Genomic DNA, 16,945 nt, shown 5'->3' on the forward strand with positions numbered 1-16,945 from the left:
GATGGGTTTACTACCTTTCCAAGCTTATTCGTTAATGCTAGCAGCTACTCCCTCCCTATGATACTGACGAATACCACGGGTACGGCAGGCAGGCTGCATGGTTGGATGGATCTAGATGGTAATGGTGTCTTTGATAGTGATGAATATACCAGTGTCGCCGTACCGACCGGTTCAAATAAGGCCGCGATTGCTCTAAATTGGTCGAGTCTACCGGACTTGCGAGCAGGCAGTACGTTTATGCGTTTACGCCTCACGACCGGAACACTCACGGCTACCGATGCCACGACCAGCAGTAGCACGATTAATGGTGAGGTAGAAGACTATCAGATTACCGTGGTAGATCCCGACCCGGATCACGACGGCTTAACCACCGCCTTAGAGCTTGTTCTAGGGACTAATCCGTTCGATGCGGATACTGATGATGATGGTATTAGTGATGGTGCGGAGGATGCCAATAAAAATGGTGTTATCGATGCGGGTGAAACCAGTCCACTCGATGCTGATTCTGACAATGATGGTATACAAGATGGCACTGAGCGCGGGGTAACAACGCCGATTCCTGGAGGGATTAATCCGGGTAATCCTGCCGTGAGCTATTTAGGAACGGATACGGCTGTATTTATTCCTGATAGTGATCCTACTACCAAGACCGACCCACTCGATTCTGACACCGACAATGATGGTCTGCTAGATGGTCAGGAAGATGTAAACAACAACGGCAAGGTGGATGCCGGTGAAACCAATCCTTTAGATGCAGATTCTGACGATGACGGCTTAAGTGACGGTGCAGAGGATGCCAATAAAAATGGCGTAGTCGATGCTGGCGAAACCAGCCCTCTCAAGGCGGATACGGATAATGATGGCTTACAAGATGGTACTGAGAAAGGAGTGACCACTGCTATTGCGGGGGGAACTAGTTCTGGTAGCACACCCGTGAGCTATGTAGGAACGAATACCACGGTATTTATTCCCGACAGTGATTCGGCTACCAAGACTGATCCATTAGATGCGGATACGGACAATGATGGTCTATTAGATGGTCAAGAGGACGCTAATAAAAATGGAGCAGTGACTAGTGGCGAAACCAGCCCACTGGATGCCGACACGGACGATGATGGTCTGAGTGATGGTGCAGAGGATGCCAATAAAAATGGCGTAGTCGATGCTGGCGAAACTAGCCCCATTAAGGTGGATACCGATAATGACGGCTTACAAGATGGTACTGAGAAGGGAGTGACCACCACTATTGCGGGAGGAACTAGCTCCGGTAGTACGCCGGTGAGCTATGTAGGAACCGATACGGCTATCTTTATTCCCGATAGTAATTCGACTACCAAGACCGATCCACTGGATGCCGATACGGACAATGATGGCCTATTGGATGGTGTCGAGGATGCCAATAAAAATGGCGTAGTCGATGCCGGTGAAACCAATCCTTTAGATGCAGATTCTGATGATGATGGCTTAAGTGACGGTGCAGAGGATGCCAATAAAAATGGCGTAGTCGATGCTGGCGAAACCAACCCTCTTAATGTTGATACCGATAGTGACGGCCTACAAGATGGTACTGAAAAAGGAGTTACCTCCGCTATTGCTGGAGGGACTAGCTCTGGTAGCACACCCGTGAGCTATGTAGGAACCGATACGGCTATATTTATTCCCGATAGTGGTTCTGCTAGCAAAACTGACCCCTTGGATGCAGATAGTGACAATGATGGTCTATTAGATGGTCAGGAAGATGCGAATCATAATGGTAGGGTAGATAGTGGCGAAACCAAGCCCTTAGATAACGACTCTGATGAAGATGGTCTGAGTGATGGTGCGGAGGATGCCAACCGTAATGGTACAGTGGACGCAGGGGAGACTAGTCCACTGGATGCTGACTCTGATAATGACGGTCTACAAGATGGTACTGAGCAGGGCGTTACCACCGCTATGGTGGGTGGGACTAGTGATGGTACTTCTATTAGTTATTCAGGTACTAGTGCTGCATTCATTCCCGATAGCGATCCGAGTACGACGACCGATCCCCTCAATCCCGATACCGATAATGGAGGTATTTGTGATGGTAGTCTGGCGGTGACTGGGGTCTGTAAAGCTGGGGAGGATGCTAATAATAATGGCGTGATTGATAGCGGGGAAACCGACCCGAATCTGGCGGCGGATGATAGTGAGTCTACTGCGCTGAAATTACAACTGCGTGTCATGTTACAAGGCGCTTATAATCCAACGACAGGTCTCATGCGTGATGATCTACGCACTAGAGCTATCCTGCCCTTAGAGCAACCCTATGCAGCTATCGCCGCGTATGCCTATACCGGGACTGAAACCACCAATAGTACGGTTTTAGCCGTTACAGGCTCCGATGCGGCGGTGGACTGGGTGCTAGTCGAATTGCTAGATAGCACTGGTACTACCGTGGTCGCGCGTCAAGCTGCCTTACTGCAACGTGATGGTGACTTAATGGATAGTAGTAGTGGTAGTGTAGAGTTACAGTTTGCTGGCCTTACAGCCGGTGACTATCAGATTATATTACGTCATCGTAATCATTTGGATATTCGCACCTTAAATGCGGTTAGCCTGAATACGAGTACGGTAACCTTGGTAGATTTTACTCTAAGCAGCACTCTGACACTGGGCACCTACTCACGTCAGGAGTCGGGGAGCCTTGCTTTCATGTGGATGGGTGATGCTAATATCAATCAAAGTGTTATTGGGGCGGGGCCAGATTTGGATACGAATGTGATATTGGGTCAAGTGTTCACAGCACCCGAAAATACCAATATCAATACTAACTATATCTTGGCGGGTTATTATACCGGGGATCTAAATCTGGATGGCGATACTATCTTTTCGGGGCCGGATAATGATGTGAATCTGATCATTGCGAATATTATGATGCATCCATTGAATAGTACCCTTTCGGCTAACTATGTGCTTGCGGGAGGACTGAGGAAGTAAGACTGTTTAAGGCAAGCTTCCCAATAAGGTTCTTGGGTGAAGTGTTGTTTTAAGAAATCAATCAATTGCCTAACCCGTTGCGATAAGTGACGGGTGGGTGGGTAAATCGCATAAAGCTGGGTTTTCTCCCATGAGTAGTGGGGTAGTAGTATTTTAAGCTGCCCCGCTTCAATGGCTTGATAGACAATGAAAGTAGGTAGAAAAGTAATTCCTTGTCCCGCTATTGCCGCTTGCATCAAAAAAGTACCATTATTAGCCGCGAGGCGGGTGCTCATATTAATGGGTATCTCCATACCTTGCTCATCACGGTAGAGTAAAATGGGACGTAAGGGAGCTAAGCTATAGCGTAATAATGGATGCTTACTCAACTGTTCTAGGTCTTGAGGCTCACCATAGTGAGCTAAATAGTCCGGGCTGGCACAAAAAACACGACTCATGGGCGCTAAGATCCGTGCCTTTAAATTAGAGTCCGGTAGAGTTCCAATGCGTAAGGCTAGATCAAACCCTTCCTCGATTAAATCCACCTGACGATCACTAAAATCCAAATCGAATTCTAGATCAGGATGCTGCACTAAAAATTGGTTGAGCAGGGGACTAAGATGCTCAATCCCAAAGGTTAAGGGGGCAGCAATTTTAAATTTGCCTTTTAGCTGTTGTTTGGTGGATTTGACCTCATTTTCTGCCTCTAGGACTTCATTGAGAATGGTACAGCCCCGCTCATAAAACGCTTGCCCTTCAGCGGTTAGTGTCATATTGCGCGTGGTGCGGTGAAACAGTTGCACGCCTAAATGTGCTTCTAGTTCGGCGAGGCGTCGACTCACGGCTGATTTAGCAATATAGAGCTGTTCGGCAGCTTGGGTAATCGTACCTATATCCACCACCGTTACAAAGGTGCGTAAGTTTTCTAAATAGTTCAATGCAGGCCTCAGGCAGAGAAAATCACAGAGCGCATAGAAATAGCACTGCCATCATAGCCTTGATTGAAAAATTGGATGTTATCTTGAGTGTTTTTAGCCCCTAATACATAAAACAAAGGCCAAAAATGTTCCAGTGAGGGATGGGCTAAGGGGGTGAGGTTGGGGTTTTGGCTGAGCTGTATCAGTGCTTTATCATTATGACTTTGTAAGGCACGGGTGGCTTGGGCATCAAAATCTTGCGCCCAATCATAGGGTTTTTCATTAGACTGGTCTTCAATCCATAAATTATGCACTAAATTACCACTGCCTATAATCAATACCCCCCGCTCACGTAGTGCAGCTAACTGTTGTCCCACTCTATAGTGATAGGCGGCGGGCTTATCATAATCAATGCTCACCTGAAATACGGGAATATTGGCCTTAGGAAACATGGGCAATAATACGCTCCATGTCCCGTGATCAAGCCCCTGCTCATAATCAACCTTAGCATGAAGGGCGGCATTTTTTTTCAATAAATCAAAGGTTAATTGTGCAGCTTGAGGCGAGCCAGGACTAGGGTATTGTTGAGCAAACAGTTTGTCAGGAAAGCCACCAAAATCATGAATCGTTTCCGGTTCGGGGGTGGCCATCACCACGGTGCCATTATGACTACGCCAGTGCGCAGAGATCACTAAAATAGCGCTCGGTTGAGGGAGGGTCTTACCGATTTTTTGCCAAGTACGATGAAATGTATTGGGCGTTATAGCATTCATAGGACTACCATGGCCTACGAACATGACCGGCATTTTAGGGGTACGTGCTAAGGTTGGTAGCGAAGCACTCTCGCCCCAAACAGACGAAGCACCAAGGAGGCTAGATAAAGAACCTAATAAAAAGGAACGGCGTTGCATGAGTTAAAAATTCCACTAAAAAGATAATCTATTGTGCTCGCTATACTAGCAATATTACCCACTCTATACACACACCCTTAGAGGGCGTGGGTTAAATTGGGATGGTTTTTTAAGTGCTATTTAATACTAATGGATTAGTAAGGTAAGTAAGCATTCAAAGTAATCCGGATTTTTAAAAACTAAACTAATGTTTATATTTATTATAAACCCAGTAAGAGGATGATATGGCAGTCAAGATTGATCTGACTCAAGGAGAGGAAAAGGGGCATTTAATCCGCATGACTCTACCGATGATTGGTGGGCTGATTGCGATTATGAGTATGAACCTTGCCGATACTTTTTTCGTGGGGCAATTAGGGACTAACGAACTGGCAGCAATGGGGTTTACCTTTCCCGTGATTATGGTGATGAATGGCTTAGCCTTTGGGGTGGGGACAGGGGCGTCTTCTGTGATTGCGCGGGCGATAGGGCGGCAAGAGAGCGAGTGGGTGAAGAGTTATAGTACCCAATCAATTTTAATTGCCATGGCGATTGCCTTGGTTTTTGCGGTACTAGGGTTATTAACAACGGATCCCTTATTTCGCTGGTTAGGTGCGCCAGAGTCATTACTGCCCCTCATTCATGATTATATGGATGTGTGGTATTGGGGAAGCTTTTTAATTGTCGTACCTATGGTGGGTAATGCGGGGATTCGTGCCACCGGAAATACCCGTTTACCCAGTACGATTATGATCGTAGTCGCGGTGATTAATCTGATTTTGGACCCTATTTTTATCTTTGGCTGGTTTGGTATGCCTCGTTTAGAGCTACAGGGTGCGGCCTTAACCACTGTGGTGTCCTATTCTATCGCCTGTGTGGTGTCGCTGTATATTTTAAAGGTGAAACTCAATGTTTTAACTTGGGACACGCAATGGGCGCGTTTGGTGAAAAGCTGGCGTGATATTTTAGCAGTAGGCATTCCAGCGGCGGGTACAAATCTGATTGCTCCTATGTCCTCAGCCGTTACTACGTGGTTAGTCGCCCAACAGGGGACGCATGCGGTGGCAGGCTATAGTGTGGGTGGGCGGATTGAGGCATTTGGCTTAATTGTGATTATGGCGCTGGCGAGTATTATAGCTCCCTTTGCCGGACAAAATTGGGGAGCGCATAAGGTTGAACGGCTGAAAGAGGCTTTACGCTTAAGTTTTAATTTCTCATTGATGTGGGGCGTATTATTGGCGGTGGTATTGTGGGTGGGGGGCGAAACTTTAGTATCCTTTTTTACAGCCGATCCTTTAGCGATTGAATCAGCTAAGCGTTATTTGCATATTGTGCCGATTACCTTTGCAGCGGTCGGGGTTATGATGATGGTGAGTAGCGCCTCGAATGGCGTAGGGCGACCTGTGGTAGCACTGGTGTTGAGTCTAGCGCGTTTAGTGGTGGTGTATTTACCGTTAGCATGGCTCTTTGCGCAAGTATTTAATCTAGGTTTAGAGGGTATCTATTTCGCTATTGCCTTATCTAATATCGCAGTAGGTGCAGGGGCTTGGTGGTGGAGTACGCAGTTTTGTAAGGGCAACACTAAGTTGGAGCGGCCTGTGAGTAGCCCAATAGGCTGATGTATAAGTTAACGCACTAGCTAATTGTTGATCGGAGCGGTTGCGGGCATACTGTCAGTCTAGTCTAACAGGAATACAATGTATGAAATTTGCGATTGTCTCCTCCACTTTACCGGGTGATTTACCAGAAAAGTTACAAGCCGCTGCTAGGGCTGGATTTCAGGCCGTAGAGATTTTCGAGAAGGATTTACTGTATTCCGATAAATCACCTCAAGAATTACGTGAGTTAGCCGCTGAACTAGGTTTAAGTTTAATCAGTTTACAACCCTTTAGTGATTTTGAAGGGCTGCCTGCCGAGCAACGCAGCAAAGCCTTGCAACGCGCCCAGCGTAAATTTGACCTCATGCAAAAATTGGGTATTAAACGCCTGATTGTGACGAGTTCCACCCATCCACAAGCCAGTGCTGAGCTAAGCCATATGGCACGGGATTTAGCGGAGCTAGCGGATTTAGCCGCAGAGCAGGGGCTAGAGTTGGCGTATGAACCTTTGCCGTGGGCGACGCATATTCGGGATATTGAAGCGGCCTTTGCCGTGATTCAACAAGCCAAACGCAGCAATTTAGGTCTAGTGTTAGATAGTTTTGCGTTTTTTGCCCGTGATACTGCACTGCATGCCTTAACTCCGGCCTTAGTCGAGCGCGTGATGCTAGTACAACTAGCCGATTCACCTAGCACTACTATTGACCTGCAACAAATAGACCGCCATTTTCGTTGCCATGCAGGGCAGGGTATTTTGCCGCTCGTGAGTTTAGTCAAGCAGCTACAAGCCTCCAGTTTTAACGGGATTTTCTCGCAAAAAGTACCCTGTGAAGAGTTTCGCGCCAGTAATCCCTATCAAATTGCCCGTAATGGTTATCGCTCTTTGCAATGGTTAATCAAGCAAGCCGAGGCAGAACCTCAGCCGCAGGAGTCTTTAGTCTCTAGCATTGAGTTTGTCGAATTAGCCAGCCAAGGCGGGGAGGCGAATTGGCTAGAGCAATTATTACTGGCTTTAGGTTTTCGTAAAACCCATCAGCATCGTAGTAAAGAAGTAGCACTCTATCGGCAGGGGCAGATTAATTTCCTAGTGAATCGTGAGCCAGATAGTTTTGCCAATGCGTATTATGATCGGCATGGTACGGCAGTGTGTGCCCTTGGTTTAGGATCGCAACAGCTAGCGCAAGTGGTGGAGAATTGCCGTGAATATCGCTGTGATTTTGTGCAGTCACCACATTTACCCGATGAAATGACTTTGCCAGCGATTCGTAATGTGGGTGATGGTTTACTGTATTTGGTTGATACGGCTCAGGTCGCGCGGTTTTTTGAAGTCGATTTCATCCCTTTGCCTAATGAGTCCGTGAATCCTGTGGGTTTTGGCCTCACTCGCATTGATCATATTACTCAGGCGGTATCTTCAACCGAGTTTTTGGCGGTGATTCAATTTTATCAAATTTTATTTGGGCTAACGGCTAATGCGGAGTATGACCTCATTGATCGCAATGGTATTGTGCATAGCCGCTCTTTAATTAATGCGGATCATAGTGTGCAATTCCCGATTAATACCTCCCATTCGCGTGAATCCTCGACCGAACGTTTTCGAGTGGGCTTATCTGGTTCAGGGGTGCAACATATTGCTTTACAATGTGAAGATATATTTGCAGTTGCCAAGCAATTAAATCCTAATCATATCTTACCAATTTCACCGAATTACTATGAAGAGGTTCAAGCCGATTTTCTATTAGACGATGCCTTAATTGAGCGCCTACGAGCCTATAATATTCTCTATGATATGAATGAGCAGGGTGAATTTTTCCATATTTATACTCGCCATATAAATGGTCTATTTTTTGAAATCGTCCAGCGTAATAACTATCAAGGTTTCGGTGAAAGAAATGCCGCCGCACGTTTAGCCGCTCAAGCACGGGAGTATCAACGCATGCGAGAGCTGTTATTGGTTTAGTTGAGGGGGTTTAAGTGATGATTATCCTCTAGCATACTCCAAACGGTAGATTATTTAATAAGATGATAATCAAAAGCTATATAAAATCATATACTTATTTTTAGGTCTTTTAGGCGGAATCGATGCATCTATCCAATGATGATTTTTATAAGAATTTAAGGTTCTAGCGTTTGATAAAACCAAACGCTCTTATTTTACTACACAGATTGAGATTCCACCAACGCACCCTTTTCATCAACATCAAATCCAAAAAAATCATGCAAAAGAATCAATGCTTTTGCTTTATTACTGGGGTCTGCCTCATACCTATAAGGAATTATAGTGTAGTTGATAATTGCATTAAATAGGCTATCCTTGACTTCTTTTGTTGGCTGAGCATTTAGCCATTTTTCAATAATAGATAAAGATCGCGTATCCCTACAACCACCCAACCACTCAGAAATTAAAAACCGTGCCAAGTCATTAGCAATATAACCAAAGTTTTCTTCTATTACAGATAATAATATATGGTATTGTTCTTCCGACCCATCACTTACTTCTAAAATAAACTGAAAGATTTCCCATAAATATTTATCCTTATTTGGAGTCAATTTATAAAAAGCACCTATTAGACATTTAAATATCCGGTCACTCCAACCCCAACCTCCATTGGAAGATGTGAATTCCTTATCAATATACAATCTATAAAGATCATCAACTGCCAAATCCCATTGTTCATGTTCAAGTTCATAGCAGAGTCTAAGCCTTTGTTCTTGATCCAAATTATTCTGCATAATATTTCACAGCTAGGTTCTAAAACGTACTACAGACCATTATACGCATTTGTAAGTTAAGAAAAATCGTGATATAGTTGATTGGCTATGCCCCAAATACGGTCTATTTTAAAAGGTATTTCTGGGTGAATGGTTAGCGTAAAACCAATCTGTATGAATGTCATATATGTCAGTGTCTTTACTATGAGGATAGATTAATAAACTATATCCTATTAAAATGCCTCTATTAAAGAGTTCTACTTTGTAAGCCAGTCCATCATTATTATATTTATAATCATATCTATGCAATTCCTCATTTAAATTGTTTCTTTCTATCCGTGAAAGAAAAATTCCACTATTTTCATCACAAATATACTGTTAAGTTGGTCATCTAAATATAAGCTGCTAATTGGTTCGCCACTGGTATCATACTCATGCATGACATCCAAAAATATAGTCTTGTCTTCTTTAAACTATATTGTTCGCAAAATATTTTGATTAGAGTCAATAATTTCTACATCTCCTTGTAAGTACTTCTCCTAACTGGCTCGCAGAACAGAGATCATTGATTACTTTCTATTTATAATAACTAATTAAAATTCAACTCACTTAATACTTACTCAACCTCTTAGAGGTTTCTTTAGTATGATACTAGCCCTGTTAGTAGCCAACCTGCCTACATCTTAGTTGAAAAATGCTGAGGTTTATATCATCCTTGCGCGTTTTCTGCTTGGCTTAGCTGAAGGGAACTCAGATCCGTGCGTTTAGTTAAGATCCGCATTGCGGGCTTTAAAAGTTTTGTTGACCCCATGACTCTTGATTTGCGTAGTCCATTGGTGGGTATTGTAGGCCCTAATGGTTGCGGTAAATCGAATACCATTGATGCGGTGCGTTGGGTGATGGGTGAAAGCTCGGCTAAGCACTTGCGTGGGCAATCCTTAGATGACGTAATTTTTAATGGCTCCGCCGCCCGTAAACCCGTAGGACAAGCCTCGGTTGAATTAGTGTTTGATAATTCAGCGGGCAAACTAGGGGGCGAATACGCGCAATATCAAGAAATTGCTATTAAGCGGGTGGCGAGTCGTGATGGTAAGTCTACCTATTATTTAAACAACACCCGTTGTCGCCGCCGTGATATTACCGATATTTTCCTAGGCACCGGCTTAGGGCCGCGTAGTTATGCCATTATTGAGCAAGGCATGATTTCACGCCTGATTGAGGCTAAACCCGAAGAACTGCGCACGACTTTAGAAGAGGCGGCGGGTATTTCACGTTATAAAGAACGGCGGCGTGAAACCGAATCTCGTATTAGCCACACCCGCGACAATTTAGAGCGCCTCAATGACATTCGCTTAGAGGTCGCTAAGCAACTCACTAAACTCGAAAAACAAGCCGCTGCGGCAAATCAATATCAAACCCTACGCACCGATGAGCAACAGCTTAGTGCTCAAGTGCTGCTATTACAATTAGAGGCATTAGAGCAAGCCGAGCGTGAGCAATTAGAGCACTTAAGTACCTGTTCTGAGCGTTATAAATCTCAGTGGCAAGTCGTACAGGAGCTAGAGCAATTAGTCGAGCAACTACGTGAGCAGGTCAAAGAGGCGAATCAGCAATTTAATCAGGTACAAGGTGAGTATTACGAAGCCGGAGCGGTGATTGCCCGTTTAGAGCAGCAATTACGCCATCAAAAGGATCTCAAAGAGCGCCAACAACAATCCTTAACCCAATTAGAAACCGCCTTAGCCGAAGCTCAAACGCATCAAGCGGAAGATTTAGCCGCCTTAGCACACTGTCAAGCCGAAATTACTAACCTGACCCCACAACTACCACGCTTAGAGCAACAGCGCCAAGAACTAGACCGTGACTATAGCCAAGCGCAGCAGGCTTTAAATACTTGGCAACAGGCTTGGAATACATTACAAGCCGAGATGGAAACTCCCACCCGCACCGTACAAAGTGAGCAAGCAAAACTAGGCCAATTAGAGCGTCAGCAAATACAACAACAGCAGCGCCACAGCCGTTTAGAGCAGGAGCTGAGTGCTTTAACAGCAACAGATAGCGCTGAGGAGCAGGCTCTATTAAGCGAAGTCCTAGAAGAAACGAAGCAGCGTCGCATTGAGTTAGAAACCGAACTAAGCGCGATGCAGACGGCAATCCCGGAGCAACGTAGCCAAGTACAAGCCTTACAAACTCAATTAGCCCAGCTACGCCTAAGCTATGAGCAGACCCAAGCCCAATGGAGTGCCTTAACCACGCTACAACAAGCGCAATTGCATAATGACTCCAGCGAGCGTCAACAGTGGTTGGGCCATAAGGGTTGGCAGTCCGCCCCACGTCTAGCGGAGCTATTAAAGGTAGAGCTAGGCTGGGAAGTAGCGTTGGAAACGGTGTTGAGTGAAGTCTTGGATGCCGTTTGTATTGAGCAGCTCCAGCGCCAGATTGATAGTGGTTGGCCTAAGCAGGGGGTGGGGTTATTACAAACACGCGGGGAGGCTATTAAACTAGCACCCCTCGGCGAGCTAGTGCCTTTAGCGCAAAAAGTGATTGAGCCATTGACCCTGCAGGATCAGCTCGCAGTTATCTATTGTGCGGATTCTTTGGCGGAGGCTTTTCAATATCGCGCTCAATTACAAGCCGGGCAATCGATTATTACCCCTGATGGTTTTTGGTTAGGACAGTATTGGCTGAAATCTCCTAAAGCAGAGTTACAAGAATCGAGCACCTTGCAGCGCCAGCAACGGATTATCGAGCTACAGGCGACTATTCAAACCCAAGAACAACAATTGAATACTTGCCAGACTGAACTCACAGCAGCACAACAGCGACTCCATGATACTGAGCGTCAGTCACAAACCCTGCAAACTGATCTGAATCAACTGCATCGTAGTGAAGCTAAGCAAACGCAGGCACTCTCGACCTTTCTCCAACAACAACAGCAATTGACACAGCAGCGTCAACGTATTCAGCAAGACCTAAATGAGGTGCAGCAATTTATTGAAGAGTATCAGTGGGAGGCACAAGAGGGACGTGAAAATCTCTTAACCGCACAATTAGCCTTAGAGTCATTAAGCACCGAGCGTCAGCGACTCCAAGCACAACAAGCACAGTTACAAGCAACTTTTGAGCAAATACAAGCCCAGCGTCAGGCCGCACAAAACGACTATCAACAGTTAGTGCTAAAGTTAGACTCTTGGCAAACCCAACTCATTGAACGTAATAAACAATTAGAACGTGTTACGCAACGCCTAAATACCCTAAAAGAGCAGCAGGCACAATTACACAGTAGTTTACAGGCGCAAGCCGAGCCAATGGATGAGTGGCAAGCCGAACTGACGGAAGCAATGGAGGCTAAGGCTTTAGTCGAGCTACGTTTACACAGTGCGCGTCAGGCGATGGAGCAGACCGAGCAAGCCGTACTAGAGCAGGATCGCAAGCGCTTACAAGCCGAGCAGTTACTCGAAAAAATTCGCTCCGAACAAGAGCAATTAAAATTGTCATGGCAGACTCTACAAGTTAAAGCTCAAGATCTAGGCGAGCAATTTCAGCAGCTAGATCTTGAGCGGGAAATATTACGTCAAGCGATGGGTGAGGAGAGTCTGCAAGGATTACAAGAGCGCCTGAATCAAATACGGGTGGCGATTAGTAAATTAGGTGCTATTAATTTAGCAGCGATTGAGGAGTTTCAGCAATTAACCGAGCGCAAGGCGTATCTCGATACTCAATACACCGATCTGACCCAAGCATTAGAGATGCTAGAAACGGTGATGAAAAAGATGGATAGAGAAACCCGCGCCCGTTTTAAAGAAACCTTTGAGCAAGTCAATGCCCAATTAAGTCAAATGTTCCCGCGCTTGTTTGGGGGCGGGGAGTGTTATTTGCACATGACGGAAAATGATTGGCTCACCGCAGGGGTCGCGATTATGGTACGCCCGCCGGGGAAACGGATTAGTAATATTCAGTTGCTTTCTGGTGGCGAAAAAGCGCTAACTGCGGTAGCGTTAGTCTTTGCTATCTTTGAGTTAAATCCGGCTCCATTTTGCATGTTAGATGAAGTGGATGCGCCTTTGGATGAGGCGAATGTGGGGCGTTTTGCTGAATTAGTACGCCAAATGTCAGCACAAGTGCAATTTATTTTTATCACTCACAATCGCGTGACTATGGAGCTTGCCGAGAACTTGATAGGTGTTACTATGCGTGAACCCGGTGTTTCGCGTCTAGTGGCTGTTGATGTCGCTGCGGCAGCACAATTCGCTAATAAATAAAGGAAGTTATCAGTGGAGATTGTTAGTTTGGGAATTATGGTCTTAGGGTTGGTTGCGCTCTTGGCCATTTATATCATTAGCCGCATCAGCCAAAAGGATCATATGCCCAAAGGTGATATGCCTGTTGTACCCGTTAAAGACGCGGAGGGTCAAGAAATGTCTTCTATTATGGAAGATAACCCCTCCCTATACGGTAAGCCCTATAGAACGCAGGCTTTGGGTACGGATAATGATGAGCCGCTCTACGATAATCTTGCTCCAGAGGCTAGTGGAAAATTCCAATTGCCTCCACGGTTAGTATTGTTTATCGCAGCACCAGAGGGGCAAAAATTTGAAGGTGTTATGGTACTAGAGGCACTCGCTAATGCTGGTTTGCAATTTGGTGAGATGAGAATCTTTCATCGCATGGTATTGACAGATGAGGGCGAGGTGAGTTTATTTAGTGTGGCAAATGGTGTGCCACCCTGGACCTTAGACCCAGACGAATTAAAATACGGTGCAACACCGGGGCTATCATTAATTATTAATCTACCTAGCCCATTAGATGATAGTGAAGCGATTCATGACTTTATTTATACCGCCGAGCGCATTAATCAAGCCCTCGGCGGTATTTTAAAAGATCAGTATCAAGAGGTATTTACCCCTGAGATGCGTGATCAAGTATTACATTTTCTGGGAGTGTAGGCGCTTCCATTGCCTCAGCAGGCACGGAAGTCACTGCCACAGGTGCTTCCGTTTCAGCGGTTTCAGTAGGCGTCACGGCTGTTAGGTTGCTTTCCGCTTTAGGCGAGGGTTTGTGTAAGCCTTGCTGGGTTTGCATAGCATCAATCGCAGCTTGAATGCGTGATTGTTGGGTAGCAAAAGCCAGCGGATCTAGTGGTAAGCGATACCATTGTTTAAAGAGCTTAAAGGCTTGTGGTTCGACCTGACGCGTTTCTTTCCGACTCAACATGCTCTCAGACATACGCTCGATTTGATAATTCATGCGCTGCTTTTGATAAGCCTCAGGCGTTTGTAGTCCTAGTAGAATTTCTAAATCAAGACAAATAATCTCACCTTGTTGACGAATCGAGTCAGAGGGTTCATCACTTAAAACTTGATTGGCTGCAATTTGCTCTAATTGTTGCCATTGCTGTAATTGAGCCACCTGTTGTCCACGTACCTGCAGCGCTTTTTCAGCCGCTTGCCAGCGGGTTTCGAGCTTGATATGGACAGATTTAGGTAGATTACGAATCGCTTGAAAGTCTTCATATAACTGCCGCTGACGTGTCGCTACCGTCGACCAATCCTCGACACTGGTTTGAGCTAAAGCTTCTAATTGTTCGCATAAGCCTATCTTAGTATCGATGGCTTGTTGTAACTCGCTGCGCTCGTTTTGACGCTCACTTTTTAAGCGTTCAAATAGTGTATCGATAGGGGCGCGAAATTGTTTCCATAGCCGCTGTTCTTCGCCTTGACGTGCGGGAACGGTAATAAACCATTGGCTTTGTAATTGCTTGGCATTTTCAGTGGCCTGAGCAATATCATCTTCCTCTAATAGTGCCTCTGCTTGGGTCACTAATTGCAGACGTTCTGCCCAATTATGTTGCCGCTCAATATCGAGATGTGCCTCTAAGGCCTCCATGGCGGCATTAAAACGGGTATTAATCGCTTGCCAGTCTTTATGACTGACCGTACCGCTTTCTTTCCAACGTTGGCGCAATTGAGCAATCTGTTTTTGTAGCGCTTTCCAATCGGGTTGTGCCCAGTCCGTTGTTTGATTGAGCTGCTCTAACTCAGCACACAGCGCCTCGCGTTGAGTCAAATGCTCTTGGCGCAGGCGGGCTTGCTCAGCAAAATGCTGCTTACTCGGTTCATAAGCCGCCGTTACTTTACGGTCAAACTCCCGCCATTGACGCTGCGGTTGATGAGGAGCCTGTGCGGAAAGGTTACGCCACTCATTCCGCAAGGCCTTAATACGCTTGGCGCGTTCTTGCGGATCTAACTCGGTGAGTTGTAAATGTTCAGCAGACTCGATCAAATGCTCCCGTGCTTGATCTGTGCCCCAATTGCGCCAATCAGCTAATTCACGAATCAGGGGGTACATCGCCTGAAGACGATCCCGAATGGGTTTTGCCTCTTGAGTACTCAAAAGGGGGGCAGCTTTAAGCTGCTGCTGTAGATTATGATGTAGCTCAATTGCCTGACTATAGTGTTCTTGCTCTAATGCCTGCTCTAAGTGCTGAATCTGCTGGTCAAAATCAGCTTTCAATTCCTCACGCTGTTTAGTTTCACGGGTGAGGCGAGTACTGAGTTGCCCAATCAATTGGTGAAATTGCTGCTCTAGTTCGCTTATTCGCACTCGTAATACATGCGGACGCGGAGCACTGGTCCAAGTACTTTGTAGGGCAGTGATTTTACTAGCCTGTAGTCCTTGGGGATTTTGCAGTAAGTGATCCGCCTGCTTGAGTATCTCGGTTAGGTCATTTAAAGCGCCAAAGTCCTTTTCTAGGCTAATGCGAATCTGGCGAATATTATCCAGCGCTTCTTGCCAATCCTCATTCAGGGCTGTTTGTTGCTCTAGCGGGAGCATAGGCAAATTAAGCCATTCATTGGGGGAGCTTTTTAAAAAGAGGTCAAGCTCACTAACAGCCACATATTCGGGTTGTTCGCGGAGCTGGCGATGCCATTGATTAGCCTCCGCGAGTAATTGTAAAAATTGCTCGCGTAGGGGGCGTAGGCTAGCGGTTTGCTCTTCATGAGTGGCTAAACGCTGCTTAAAATCTTCCTCAGCCGCATTAAAACGCGCCATTAAGGGGGCGGGGATATCATTAAACATTTTCCAGCGTTGTTTGAGCACCAACAATTGCGTTTTATCTTGCTCCCAACGCTCGGTAGTGCCTAGGGCTTCGACTTCAACACAGCAGGCTTCTAGGGCATGGCGAGTTGCTCTAGCTGAGTCGTGTTCGGCAATTTTGTCTTTAACCAATTGACGCAAGCGTTTATTGTTTTTGCCGTGGCGTTTTTCCAGCGTTTGTAGCTGGGTTAGATTGGTCAGAGAGGCCGCCGCTAGGGCTTGAATATCGCGTGACTCATCATCATAGGCAATACTATAAAGTAAGTCTTGATCATCCAGCGTAGGAAGCGCGCGCTTACGCAACTCTAATAAACGCTTAGGGTCGCGGGCAATACTTTTGAGTAAAGCAGGATGCTGCTCCAGCCATTCAAAATGGTTTAAGAGTGTGGCATCATATTGCCCATCCTTAGTGACAATCACCAGCATACGTTGCCGCGCCCGCTCGGCTAAATCATTATCACCTTCTGCTAGTTTCAGCAGGGTAGGCATATGACTTAAGCGCCCAATCGCCTCAAAACGTACTGAGTTATCAGGATCGGATTCGGCGAGTTGAATCAGCTCTACCGAATCGGGTGCTAAGCTAGTTAGCCCTTGTAAACGTACTTTGGCATCTTTATGTTGCCATTTAGGTTTAAAAAATCTTGCGAACATAACAGTATTGCGTCCTTATTACTTTACCCGCATACCCGGCTCTGCTCCTTGATCAGGAGTCAGAATGAAAATACCACTCCCTGCTGTTGCAGCCAGGGCAATCGCTTGAATCAAGTTATTGATTAAATTGAGATAGTTA

Annotated in this window: 9 protein-coding genes; 5 read left to right on the forward strand and 4 right to left on the reverse strand. The window is 45.8% G+C overall.

Translation table 11 applies throughout. The annotated features are described in order from the left end of the window. A partial coding sequence (locus A3IK_RS18955) for a GEVED domain-containing protein (RefSeq protein ID WP_040848947.1) occupies window positions 1-2,961 on the forward strand: 2,961 nt, incomplete at its 5' end. Here A3IK_RS18955 and A3IK_RS0108815 read toward each other — a convergent pair. Beyond that, a complete protein-coding gene (locus A3IK_RS0108815) occupies window positions 2,931-3,878 on the reverse strand; it encodes a LysR family transcriptional regulator (RefSeq protein WP_020559619.1) in 948 nt (315 codons plus the stop codon). The two genes, A3IK_RS18955 and A3IK_RS0108815, sit on opposite strands and share 31 nt — an antisense overlap. An 8-nt stretch (window positions 3,879-3,886) precedes the next feature. Beyond that, window positions 3,887-4,768, reverse strand: coding sequence for a 4,5-DOPA-extradiol-dioxygenase (gene ygiD / locus A3IK_RS18960; protein ID WP_020559620.1), 882 nt, complete (start codon window positions 4,766-4,768; stop codon window positions 3,887-3,889). A gap of 224 nt (window positions 4,769-4,992) precedes the next feature. On the opposite strand from ygiD, the gene A3IK_RS0108825 reads away from it, so the two are divergent. Both A3IK_RS0108825 and A3IK_RS0108830 read left to right on the forward strand, forming a co-directional pair. After that, entirely contained in the window at window positions 4,993-6,366 is a 1,374-nt protein-coding gene (locus tag A3IK_RS0108825; protein ID WP_020559621.1) for an MATE family efflux transporter, read from the forward strand. Between the two features lie 82 nt (window positions 6,367-6,448). Continuing rightward, window positions 6,449-8,305, forward strand: a complete 1,857-nt coding sequence (locus tag A3IK_RS0108830) for a bifunctional sugar phosphate isomerase/epimerase/4-hydroxyphenylpyruvate dioxygenase family protein (RefSeq protein WP_020559622.1) — start codon at window positions 6,449-6,451, stop codon at window positions 8,303-8,305. Between the two features lie 197 nt (window positions 8,306-8,502). Here A3IK_RS0108830 and A3IK_RS0108835 read toward each other — a convergent pair whose 3' ends face one another. Continuing rightward, window positions 8,503-9,066 (reverse strand): hypothetical protein, encoded by a 564-nt coding sequence (locus A3IK_RS0108835; protein WP_162596631.1) that lies wholly within the window; start codon window positions 9,064-9,066, stop codon window positions 8,503-8,505. Between the two features lie 749 nt (window positions 9,067-9,815). Here A3IK_RS0108835 and smc point away from each other — a divergent pair. Then, window positions 9,816-13,319 (forward strand): chromosome segregation protein SMC, encoded by a 3,504-nt coding sequence (gene smc, locus A3IK_RS0108840; RefSeq protein WP_020559624.1) that lies wholly within the window; start codon window positions 9,816-9,818, stop codon window positions 13,317-13,319. Window positions 13,320-13,331: 12 nt separating this feature from the next. Next, entirely contained in the window at window positions 13,332-14,003 is a 672-nt protein-coding gene (locus tag A3IK_RS0108845; protein WP_020559625.1) for a cell division protein ZipA C-terminal FtsZ-binding domain-containing protein, read from the forward strand. On the opposite strand, the gene A3IK_RS0108850 is transcribed toward A3IK_RS0108845, so the two are convergent. Further along, window positions 13,957-16,806 carry a DUF349 domain-containing protein gene (locus A3IK_RS0108850; RefSeq protein ID WP_020559626.1) on the reverse strand — a complete coding sequence of 950 codons (2,850 nt, stop codon included), beginning with the start codon at window positions 16,804-16,806 and terminating at the stop codon, window positions 13,957-13,959. The genes A3IK_RS0108845 and A3IK_RS0108850 overlap by 47 nt on opposite strands. Window positions 16,807-16,945: the final 139 nt, after the last annotated feature.

The sequence above is a fragment of the Thiofilum flexile DSM 14609 genome, from assembly GCF_000380185.1.
Taxonomy (GTDB): domain Bacteria; phylum Pseudomonadota; class Gammaproteobacteria; order Thiotrichales; family Thiotrichaceae; genus Thiofilum; species Thiofilum flexile.

Bases quoted from the DNA above. Each gene is read 5' to 3' on its own strand.
- A3IK_RS0108850 (WP_020559626.1), bottom strand. From the start codon at position 16,806: ATGTTCGCAAGATTTTTTAAACCTAAATGGCAACATAAAGATGCCAAA.
- A3IK_RS0108825 (WP_020559621.1), top strand. From the start codon at position 4,993: ATGGCAGTCAAGATTGATCTGACTCAAGGAGAGGAAAAGGGGCATTTA.
- ygiD (WP_020559620.1), bottom strand. From the start codon at position 4,768: ATGCAACGCCGTTCCTTTTTATTAGGTTCTTTATCTAGCCTCCTTGGT.
- A3IK_RS0108830 (WP_020559622.1), top strand. From the start codon at position 6,449: ATGAAATTTGCGATTGTCTCCTCCACTTTACCGGGTGATTTACCAGAA.